The 10,216-nt window shown below is 51.4% G+C and carries 6 protein-coding genes; 3 read left to right on the forward strand and 3 right to left on the reverse strand.

The genetic code is table 11. The features are described 5' to 3' along the window. Nucleotides 1–10: 10 nt before the first annotated feature. The 3 genes from HMPREF9370_RS00440 to dnaE form a co-directional block, all read right to left on the reverse strand. Entirely contained in the window at nt 11–1,288 is a 1,278-nt protein-coding gene (locus tag HMPREF9370_RS00440) for a BaiN/RdsA family NAD(P)/FAD-dependent oxidoreductase (RefSeq protein WP_009115251.1), read from the reverse strand. Nucleotides 1,289–1,471: 183 nt separating this feature from the next. Then, complete coding sequence (locus HMPREF9370_RS11510; protein WP_009115252.1) at nt 1,472–4,693, reverse strand: right-handed parallel beta-helix repeat-containing protein; 3,222 nt, start codon at nt 4,691–4,693, stop codon at nt 1,472–1,474. Between the two features lie 548 nt (nt 4,694–5,241). Continuing rightward, the gene (dnaE, locus tag HMPREF9370_RS00450; RefSeq protein ID WP_009115253.1) at nt 5,242–8,682 is read right to left on the reverse strand and encodes a DNA polymerase III subunit alpha; all 3,441 of its coding nucleotides are present in this window, start codon (nt 8,680–8,682) and stop codon (nt 5,242–5,244) included. Between the two features lie 263 nt (nt 8,683–8,945). On the opposite strand from dnaE, the gene HMPREF9370_RS00455 reads away from it, so the two are divergent. From HMPREF9370_RS00455 to HMPREF9370_RS00465, 3 genes are read left to right on the forward strand one after another with little or no spacing between them, the layout of a single operon-like run. After that, nucleotides 8,946–9,179, forward strand: a complete 234-nt coding sequence (locus tag HMPREF9370_RS00455) for an RNA-binding S4 domain-containing protein (RefSeq protein WP_009115254.1) — start codon at nt 8,946–8,948, stop codon at nt 9,177–9,179. Beyond that, nucleotides 9,157–9,372, forward strand: coding sequence for an oxidoreductase-like domain-containing protein (locus HMPREF9370_RS00460; RefSeq protein ID WP_009115255.1), 216 nt, complete (start codon nt 9,157–9,159; stop codon nt 9,370–9,372). The genes HMPREF9370_RS00455 and HMPREF9370_RS00460 overlap by 23 nt, the downstream gene beginning before the upstream one ends. After that, complete coding sequence (locus HMPREF9370_RS00465) at nt 9,365–10,198, forward strand: PHP domain-containing protein (RefSeq protein ID WP_040666718.1); 834 nt, start codon at nt 9,365–9,367, stop codon at nt 10,196–10,198. Before HMPREF9370_RS00460 ends, HMPREF9370_RS00465 begins: the two co-directional genes overlap by 8 nt. Nucleotides 10,199–10,216 lie beyond the last annotated feature (18 nt).

The following is a 10,216-nucleotide window of genomic DNA, read 5'->3' on the forward strand; positions in this document are numbered from 1 at the left end:
ATATTTATACTCATTCCGCACAAATCGCTTCCGCCGCGCACACTGCCGACGACCATGCCCACTGAAAATTATAGCCGCCGAGCCAGCCGGTGATGTCCATCACTTCGCCGATAAAATATAAGCCGGGTTGCAACTTGCTTTGCATGGTTTTGGCATCGATTTCTTTTACATTCACACCGCCGCGGGTCACTTCGGCTTTTTTGTGGCCGTCGCTACCGCTGGGCAGCAATGTCCAGTTATTCAAGCTGTGTCCGAGCCTCTGTAAAACTGCATTGGGTATGTCGGCCCATTTCTGCGCGGCATAAGGTGCGAATGCTTCTTGCGCCAGCCAGAAATCCAGCAATCTGTCGGGCAACTCGGGGCAAAGTTGTTTGAGCGCGGTGTTGAGCTGGATCTTACGGCCGGTTTTGCTCTCGCATAAAGTTTGCGCCAGATCGGTGTTCGGGCACAAGTCAATACGCAGGGTTTGGCCGGGCTGCCAGTAGCTGGAAATCTGCAAAATGGCCGGGCCGCTTAAGCCTTTGTGGCGGAACAGTAAATCTTCATCGAAAACGGTGACGCGTTTCCCCTCGCCGGTGCTGATGCGCACAGGCAAGGCGATGCCGGAAAGTGTATGGTAGCCGTGTTGCGCCCAATGCTCGAAACGCAAAGGCACCAAAGCGGCTTCGGGCGGCACGATGCTGTGGCCGAATTGTTTGGCGAGCTCATAGCCAAACGGCGTGGCGCCGATAGCTGGCGCGGCCAAACCGCCTGTGGCAATCACAAGATCGGCACAATGAAACACGCCGCTGCTGCTGCGTATCTCAAACCTTGCGATGCCTGTCTGAAAAACATGTACGGAATCAACACGGCAGCCGGTGTACCACTGAACCTGCCCTTTTCCACATTCGCTTTTCAGCATGGAGATAATCTCAACAGCGCTGCCGTTGCAGAACATCTGTCCTTTGTGTTTTTCGTGGTACGCAATACCGTGCCGTTTGACCAGATTAATAAAATCACGGCTGGTATAGCGCGACAATGCTTGGCGCACAAAGCGCGGCTGCTGTGATACGAAATAAGGCGAGCCGTCGCCACCATCGAGATTGCGGTTGGTAAAATTACAGCGCCCGCCACCGGAAATGCGGATTTTTTCACCGATTTTGACTGCGTGATCCAATAAAGCCACGCTTTTACCGTGCTGCCCGATGCGGGCGGCACACATCATACCGGCAGCTCCTGCGCCGATAATCAGTGCATCGAAATAAAGTGGAGATGCCGCATTGGCGGATATCTGCGGTGTTGAAGGCATAATGGATGATTCTGATTAAATTCAATGTGTGTGGATTATATAGCCAATCAAATTAAGAATGCCTGTCTGAAAACTTTAAAAACGTTTTCAGACAGGCATTGTCGTTAAACCAACCGGCAAACCGAATCATCAAATCATATTGGGTATGATAAAACCATTCGGTTTACCGGCTGCTTTCCGGCATTAATAAATGGTGAAGTTGGAAGCGCTTAATTCGTAGTCCACACCATCCAGCTCGGCAAACTGCACCGCGCTGAAGTATTTACCGGAGCCGTCGGCATCATAAAACAGCTTGTTGCCGTTTTGAATCACGCGGGTTTCTGCGGTTACGGCATTTGCCTGGGCAAACCAATTGCCCTCCAATTCACCGAACACCAGCGTGCTTAAACCGAGCTTGTCGCTGCCGGAAGTGAAGTCGGTAATTCTGTCTACCTCACCGTTTAACTGGGCGTTAAACAGGAAGGTGTCATTACCACCGCCGCCGGTCAGAATGTCTCTGCCCTCGCCGCCGATCAATGTGTCATTACCCAAGCCACCATCGAGTTTATTATCACCTACATTACCTTTGATAATGTTGTCCAGATTATTACCCGTACCGTTAATAGACTTGATATTGAGCAATACCAGATTTTCTACGTTATCGGGCAATTTGTAATCAACAGTGCTGTACACCGTGTCTTTGCCGCCGTTGGCAGATTCTTTAATGGTGTCTTTGACGTTATCGACAAAATAGGTGTTATCGGCTGCGGAGCCTACATAGCTCTGCACCGTGCCTTTCATATCACCGTTGCTCTTATTAACAAATCCGTTGATATCGGCGCCATTGGTGTGTGTGTCAACAAATTTATAGAAGCCGCCTCCCATCACATGGTTGCCGGTAAACTTCAAATTGTTAATGTCGCCTACCAAGTTCTCATTGCCATACAGACCTTTGGAAGTTTCCGCACCCATAAATAATACGGAAACCCGCTTATTGGTGGCATTGCTGGCGATAATGTTGTCCGTTACGCGCACATCGTTCAAATCACCGGTACCACCGTTGTAATTGGTGTTATAGCTTTTCTTAGTCACAATATCGTAAAGGGTCAGCGGGCGCGGCATATATGCACCAATTACGCCTTTGGAGGAATTGCTGTCCCAGATCGACTCAACACCCACCACCTTACGGTTAACGTTGCCGTTCAGGGTATTGTGGCTGAACACGGTGCCGTTGGAATCCGTGCCGGTATAAAGCATCCAGCCGGTACCGAGCTTGCTGGTGATATTCACTTCATTATGAGTGAATTTGTTGTTTTGGCTGCCTTGGTAAGCCTGCAACAAACCTTGTCCGCTCGCTTTGGAGCTGGAAACAATGTTTTTGCTGACCGTGTTGTTGTTCGACATATAAGCGATATGTACCGCAGAAGATTTTCCTTCGGTCAGGTAGTTATTGATCACTTTGTTGTTATCGCTTCGGTTTTGCATAGAAATATTACGCATGTTCTCGCTGATAACATTATTGCTGATGGTGCTGTTGCTCACCCCGGAGAAAGAGATGCCGTAATAGCCGCCGGTGATTTTGTTGCCGGTAATCAGCGCATCGGTAATCTGGTATTTGTTGTCGGCAATTTTCTTGTCGCCGCGGTATTCGTGCCACTTGGTCAAGCTGCCTGAATACAGGCTGGACTCAGACTGGTTATAAAGAACAATGGCATAGTTGGAGTTTGCATCGCTTTGCACACCCTCTTTCAAAACAATATTATTGTTTTTGATGGTCAGATCATCAATGTTGCCATCTTGCGTGACAAAACTGATGGCTCTGTTTTTCACATTAACAAAATTATTGTTTTCAATGGTAACGCCGCTACTGTTGATGCCGGCAATCCCCCGCACGCCTTCCAGATTCTGCAAATCGAAGTTGAAACCTTCGATCTCCACATCTTTCACGTTTTTCGCAAGCGTGATGCCGCTCTTGAAGCCGCTGGTAATTCCCTTATAAACCAAAGTGGAATTATTGCCGCTTACATAGTCGGTGCCCGCTAAAACAACGGCGCCTTTTCCGCTCAGAACGAAAGTGCCGTTAGAGGGCATCTCCACGCCCAAGCCTTTTTTAGCCGCGATGTTGATGGCTGATTGCAATGCGGAAGTGATGTCGCCGCCGCCATTGTGGAAGGCGGCAACCGATACACTGTCTTTAAACGTAGCGCCCCATGTGCCGGAGCCCCACTTCGTCGTGTAGTCTCCTCCCGCACCTTTGGTGAACAAAGTGTGATGGTCGCCGTCGCTGATCACAATATGCTTCAAACCGCTGTTGCCTGCGGCAGCTTTTGCTGCTTCCGCCGCATTTTTCACAACAGTATATGAAGCGCCTGATGGTACATTGCTGCTTACGAATGCACTCGTAGTTACTGTTTTTGGGCCAGTATTAGTCAAATCGATCTCCTGTTTTTTGGGTATTCCAGCAAGAGTATTTGAGTTTCCTTCATTCTGTGCGTTGGCAGGGCTGCCGGCCAGGCCCTCCGCCTCTGACGCAGCAATTGCTACACTGCCATTGATGGAAGGTTCTACAACAACCTTCTCGTTGTTTTGAAGCGTACTGTGTATTACTTCATCAGAAGTTCTCTCAACCACTTCGGTTTTTCCGCTAGGTTGAGCTTCTTCAGCAACACTAGGCTTGCTGCTTGAATCTGTTTCCGGTTTCCACTCAACAGAATCAGGCGCTTCCTTCTCATTGTTATTAAGTTGAACCGCTTCTTGCGGTTTTTCTTCGACAGGTGCCGGCTCTGCCATTGGCTCTGCAGCCGGCTGCCCTGTCTCATCTTGCGGATACGCCGGTGCTTCCGGCGCATTTGCTTGTATGGTTTTCTCTGCAATTACAGCTTCTTGCTTGCTCTCCTCCACGCCTAGTGGATTAACTGCTTCATCAGTTGGACGCTTTTCAGGAGCCTCTATATCTGCTTGAGGTTGAGCAAGAACACTTTCATACGGGGTTGTTGCCGGTCCGTCGGGGATAGCTGCGGCAGCTCTAGGCTTGCCGCCATCTGCTGCATCAGTATTTTTGCCGTCGGAACCGGAGCCGCCGGCAGAAGCAAGGCCTGCAATCAACCCGCCGCCCAAGCCCAAGCCCGCCAGCCATGGATAAGGCGAAAAACCGGCAGCTTCTGCCGCCTGTATTTCTGTTGCCTCTATCCCCGCCTCTTGCGGCAGGTCAATCATGACTGCATTCCGCTCATTAGCCGCATACTCGTTGCCCGATAATGTCGTACCGTCAGGCTTCGGAGCCGGTATGGCTTCAACTGCTTCCAGCCCTTCTTGCGGCATGTTTAATCCCAGATCAGGCTCGAAAGCAGTAAAAAATGGAATGTTTTCATCAGTTGTAATGTGATTTTGGCTTAATTCGAAAGCCTTTATATTGGTCTTATTCATGGTTGTCGATTCTGATTTCATAATCTACAAAGCTCCCAAATAGTACAACACTTCCGTTATTATTTCACTACAAAACTAAAGATAATCGGCTTAAAAAATCGATAATCGGCTTATGTGTTGTTTTTTTATGACTTGTTATTTACTTTTTATTCAAATAGCATTACTTTAATTGATTAAATTTTGCACTCGTCTATTGAGGGGATATGCGTCAAAAGGTTCAAAAAATATTGCGTCCGCAATATAAACACATAACAACCAATGACGAGTACATAACCAAATAAACGGTATGAATTATAAATAAGCAAACAACTATGGGGTTTATAGACCATGAAATAATCAACTAAATTACAGATACCTTTGGTAATTAATCAGATGTAATAATACAATGAAATTACTTTAATGTCATACATTATTTTCTACGATTACCGTATAATTTCACTATATCCCACTGATATTTCTCTGTTTTCAAACAAAATGCCTGTCTGAAAAGCATGGAATTAAAGCTTTTCAGACAGGCATTGTTTTCTCTGCCAAGTTTATACAGACTGCTACCAACCCACCGTCAAATGATATTCGCCTAAAATATCGGTAAGCCGGTCAAACAATTCGGCTTTGGGTGTAACATGCCATTGCCTGCCGACATTCAGTTCGCCTTGCGCCCCGTCGTTACGGAAGAATACGCGCACCGGCACGGTTGGTACGTGTGTATCGGCAGCCCGGTAAGATTGTAAAACCGCTATTGCCGCTTCTATATCATGCTGGGGATTAAAACGCAGTGTCAGATTGCGGGCAAACCGTTCACGCGCCTGCTGCAATGTCATCACACTATTGGCAATGATACGCAAACCACCCTCGCTGCCATAATCGTCGCGGCTGACTTTGCACTCCATAATCAACACCCGGTCGGCTTTCAATTCGGCGGACCCCAGCTCCAAAGCCTGCCCCGTTACCATCACTTCCACCCTGCCGGAAGGGTCTTCCAATGTTGCAAACACCAGCCGCCCGCGCTTGCCCATCATGGAACGAACAGCCGTGGCAAAACCCGCCACCCGCACACTTTCCTGCGGTTTGAGTTTGTTCAGTTTAACCGGCGCAAACTGGCGCACTTCTTTTGCAAATGGCCCGAACGGGTGGCCTGAAAGGTAAAAACCGACCACTTGTTTTTCTTCCGCCAGCTTTTGCGCTTCTCCCCAAGCGGGAACATCCACCAACTGCACGGCTTCAATCGCGTCTTCGGCAAAATCGAACAGCCCGCCCTGATTGGCGTTGGCGGCTTTTTGTTCGGCGTTGCTGATGGCTAAGTCGATATTGGCGATCAGCATAGCGCGGTTGGTGTTGAGGGTGTCGAACGCGCCGGCGCGTATCAGCGATTCTATCGTGCGTTTGTTGAGGTGGGCTTTGTCGACGCGTTCGCAGAAATCGAGCAGGTCTTTGAATTTGCCGCTCTCTTTGCGTGCCTGCATGATGGCTTCGACCGCGCCTTCGCCCACGCCTTTGACGGCACCGAGGGCGTAGCGGATTTGTTTTTGGTTATTCGGCGTGAACAGGTAATCCGATTCGTTGATGTCGGGCGGCAGGAACGAGATGCCGTTGGCGCGTGCGTCGTCGTAGAAATGTTTGAGCTGGTCGGTGTTGTCCAACTCGCTCGACATGGTGGCGGCCATGAATTCGGCGGGATAATGCGCTTTCAGCCATGCGGTTTGGTAGGAAATCAGTGCGTAGGCGGCGGCGTGTGATTTGTTGAAGCCGTAGCCGGCGAATTTTTCCATGTAGTCGAAAATTTCGTCGGCTTTTTTGCGGGAAATGTTTTTTTCTTCCGCGCCTTTGGCGAAGATTTCGCGGTGTTTCACCATTTCTTCGGGCTTTTTCTTACCCATGGCGCGGCGCAATAAGTCCGCACCGCCGAGCGAATAACCGCCGATAACCTGCGCCGCCTGCATCACCTGCTCTTGGTAAACCATGATGCCGTAAGTCGGCTCCAGCACCGGCTCGAGCAGCGGGTGGATGTATTCAAACGCCTGCCCCTTCATACGGGCGACGAAATCGGGAATGTTGTCCATCGGGCCGGGGCGGTAGAGCGATACGAAGGCGATCAACTCTTCAAATTTGGTGGTGTGCGCCGTTTTCAGCATTTTCTTCATGCCGGTCGATTCAAATTGGAAAACGGCGGTGGTGTTGGCATCGCGGAAAATCTTATAGGCGGCTTGGTCGTCGAGCGGAATGGTGTTTACGTCGATTTCTTCGCCGACGGTGTTTTTAATGTTTTCCTGCGCCATTTCGATAATGGTGAGGTTGCGCAAGCCCAAGAAGTCGAATTTCACCAAGCCCACGTCTTCCACGTCGCCTTTGTCGTACATCGACACGGGCGAGGCGGATTCGTCGGCCTGATACACGGGGCTGAAGTCGGAAATTTTGCCCGGCGCAATCAACACGCCGCCCGCGTGCATGCCGAGGCCGCGCGTGAGGTCTTCCAGCTTTTTCGCCAGCACCATCAAGTCTTCCGCGCCTTCGCTTTCAATCAGCTCTTTGATTTCCGGCTCCATTTCCATGGCTTTGTCCAAGCTCACGGGGCGGTTGGCTTCGAGCGGAATCAGTTTCGACAAGCGGTCGCACAGGCCGAACGGCAATTCCAGCACGCGGCCCACGTCGCGGATGACGGCTTTTGACGACATGGTGCCGAAAGTAACAATCTGGCTCACGGCATCGGCACCGTATTTTTCGCGCACGTATTCAATCACGCGGCCGCGGTTGCTTTGACAGAAGTCGATATCGAAGTCGGGCATGGAAACGCGTTCGGGGTTTAAGAACCGCTCGAACAGCAGCGCGTATTTCAGCGGGTCGAGGTCGGTAATTTTCAGCGCGTAGGCCACCAGCGAGCCTGCACCCGAACCGCGCCCCGGCCCCACGGGGCAGCCGTTGTTTTTCGCCCAGTTTATGAAGTCTTGTACGATGAGGAAGTAGCCTGGAAAGCCCATCTGGATGATGATGCCCAATTCAAAATCCAAGCGCGCCTGATATTCGGGCATTTTTTCGGCGCGTTCCGCTTCGTCGGGGTAAAGCTGCACCATGCGCTCTTGCAGGCCTTCGTTGGAAAGTTGGGTCAGATAATCGTCGAGCGACATGCCGTCGGGCGTGGGGAACAGCGGCAAAAAGTTTTTGCCCAGCGTGAGCGTGAGGTTGCAGCGTTTGGCGATTTCTACCGTGTTTTGCAATGCTTCGGGCAGGTCGGCGAAACGCTCGGCCATCTGCTCCGGCGAGGCGAAATATTGGCTAGGCGTGAATTCGTGCGGGCGTTTTTTGTCGGCCAGCACCCAGCCGCCGGCAATGCACACCCGCGCTTCGTGGGCGCTGAAATCTTCTTGGTTGAGAAACTGGGTCGGATGGGTGGCGACTACGGGCAAATCCAATTCCGCGGCGATTTCCAAGCTGCCGGATACCGAAGTTTCCCATTGCGGGCGTTCGGGCAGGCGTTGCAGTTCGAGGTAAAATGCATTGGGAAACCACGCCGCGTATTTCTGCGCCGCCGCTTTGGCCGCGTCGGGGTGGCCGTTGATCAAGTTGACACCCACTTCGCCGTAATGCGCACCCGATAAGCAAATCAGGCCGCTGTTGTCGCCTTCTGCCAGCCACGTCTGCCGCAGCTCGGCATGATCGACGTTGCGGTCTTTGCCCACATAGGCGGCGGTGAGCAGTTCGCTCAGGCGCAGGTAGCCGCTGTCGTTTTTTACAATGAACATAGCGCGGAACGGTTTGTCGGGCGCGGCAGGGTTTTCAATCCACACGTCCGCCGCCGCCACCGGCTTGATGCCCGCGCCGCGGCAGGCTTTGTAGAATTTTACCAAGCCGAACATGTTCATCAGGTCGCTCACTCCCAGCGCAGGCAGGCCGTCTGAAACGGCTTTTTTCACGGCATCTTTGATGCGCACCGTGCCGTCGGTAATTGAAAACTCGGTGTGCAGGCGCAGGGGGACGTAGATGGGATCGGTCATGGCGTGAGATGGAGGGAAACGTAAAAGGATATTATAACAGGGTTGAAATACAGCAATGCCTGTCTGAAAAAATCAGATAACTGTAACAATGGAAAATCGACACTGCATTATTCTCCGACAGCTTTTTCAGACAGGCATTCGGTATCTTAAAGAAAGTATCATTGTGCTTGTTTCAAAAGATTAAATAAAAACATTCGTGTAAAATATGCCTGTCTGAAAGGCAGCATGAAGCTGCAAGTCTATTTTTTAAAGAAAAAAACATCATGCAAGCAATCGTCTATCTGGAAAACGACGAATACATTCCTTTATGTGACTTACTGAAACTCGCCGGATTAGCAGAAAGCGGCGGGCAGGCTAAAGCCTTGATTGCCGCAGGCGAAGTATTGCGTAACGGCGCGGTGGAAACGCGCAAAACCGCCAAAATCCGGGGCGGTGAAACCATTGAATTCAACGGCTGCACTTTGGAGATTTGTGATGGATACGACCCCGAAGCCTGAGCAGGAATGCCTGTCTGAACCCCTTTTGCCCGAGCCGGTAAAGCCTGAAGAATGGGAATGCTGCGGCAGCGAATGCGGCGAAGCCTGCATCCAAACGATTTATTACAATGAAAAAGCCGCCTACGACGCGCAACAGCAGCGCCTGAAAGCCGCCCGCGCCGCGCAACAATCCGATGAAAAGCCACATGATTGACCTGCACTGCCATTCTACCGTGTCCGACGGCGCATTAAGCCCTGCCGAAGTGGTTCGGCTGGCCGCGCAAAACGGCTGTAGCATGTTGGCACTCACCGACCACGACCACACAGGCGGCTTGGCCGAAGCACAGGCCGAAGCTGAAAAGCTCGGCATCCGCTTCATCAACGGCGTAGAAATTTCCGTAACTTGGCGCGGCCGCACCGTGCACATTGTGGGCTTGGATTTCGACGAGCACGACACAGCCCTGCAAAACCTGCTTGCCCGGGTGCGGCAAGGCAGGCTGGAAAGACTGTCCGCCATCGCCGGCAAGCTGGCGAAAAAAGGCATAAGCGGCGCATACGAAGGCGCACTTGCGCTCGCCGCCAACCCCGAAATGGTTTCACGCACGCATCTGGCAGAATTTTTAATCACTCAAGGTCATGTCAGAAATAAGCAGCAGGCATTTACCAAATATCTGGGCGAAGGCAAGTCCGCTTCGGTTAAACACGAATGGGCAAGTTTGGAAGAAAGTGTTGCCGCCATACTCGGCGCCGGCGGCTTGGCTGCAATTGCCCATCCCATGCGTTACGGTTTTTCCGCCACAGCCAAGCGCAATCTGTTTGAAACATTCAAAGCGCTGGGCGGACACGCCATCGAAATACACAGCGGCAGCTGCGATAAAAACGACCGCTTAAATTACGCCCTGCTCGCCCAGCGTTACGGCTTATTGTCCAGCGTTGGCAGCGACTTCCACCGCATCGGCGATTTCAGCGGCGGCATTCTGGGCACCTGCCCCGAATTGCCGGACATCTGCCAACCGGTTTGGACGCATTTCAAAATATAGCCGCCGATACAAAATGCC

This window comes from Neisseria wadsworthii 9715, from assembly GCF_000227765.1.
Taxonomy (GTDB): Bacteria; Pseudomonadota; Gammaproteobacteria; order Burkholderiales; family Neisseriaceae; genus Neisseria; species Neisseria wadsworthii.

Coding starts and splice junctions, on each gene's coding strand:
- HMPREF9370_RS00440 (WP_009115251.1), bottom strand. CDS start 1,288: ATGCCTTCAACACCGCAGATATCCGCCAATGCGGCATCTCCACTTTAT.
- HMPREF9370_RS11510 (WP_009115252.1), bottom strand. CDS start 4,693: ATGAATAAGACCAATATAAAGGCTTTCGAATTAAGCCAAAATCACATT.
- dnaE (WP_009115253.1), bottom strand. CDS start 8,682: ATGACCGATCCCATCTACGTCCCCCTGCGCCTGCACACCGAGTTTTCA.
- HMPREF9370_RS00455 (WP_009115254.1), top strand. CDS start 8,946: ATGCAAGCAATCGTCTATCTGGAAAACGACGAATACATTCCTTTATGT.
- HMPREF9370_RS00460 (WP_009115255.1), top strand. CDS start 9,157: ATGGATACGACCCCGAAGCCTGAGCAGGAATGCCTGTCTGAACCCCTT.
- HMPREF9370_RS00465 (WP_040666718.1), top strand. CDS start 9,365: ATGATTGACCTGCACTGCCATTCTACCGTGTCCGACGGCGCATTAAGC.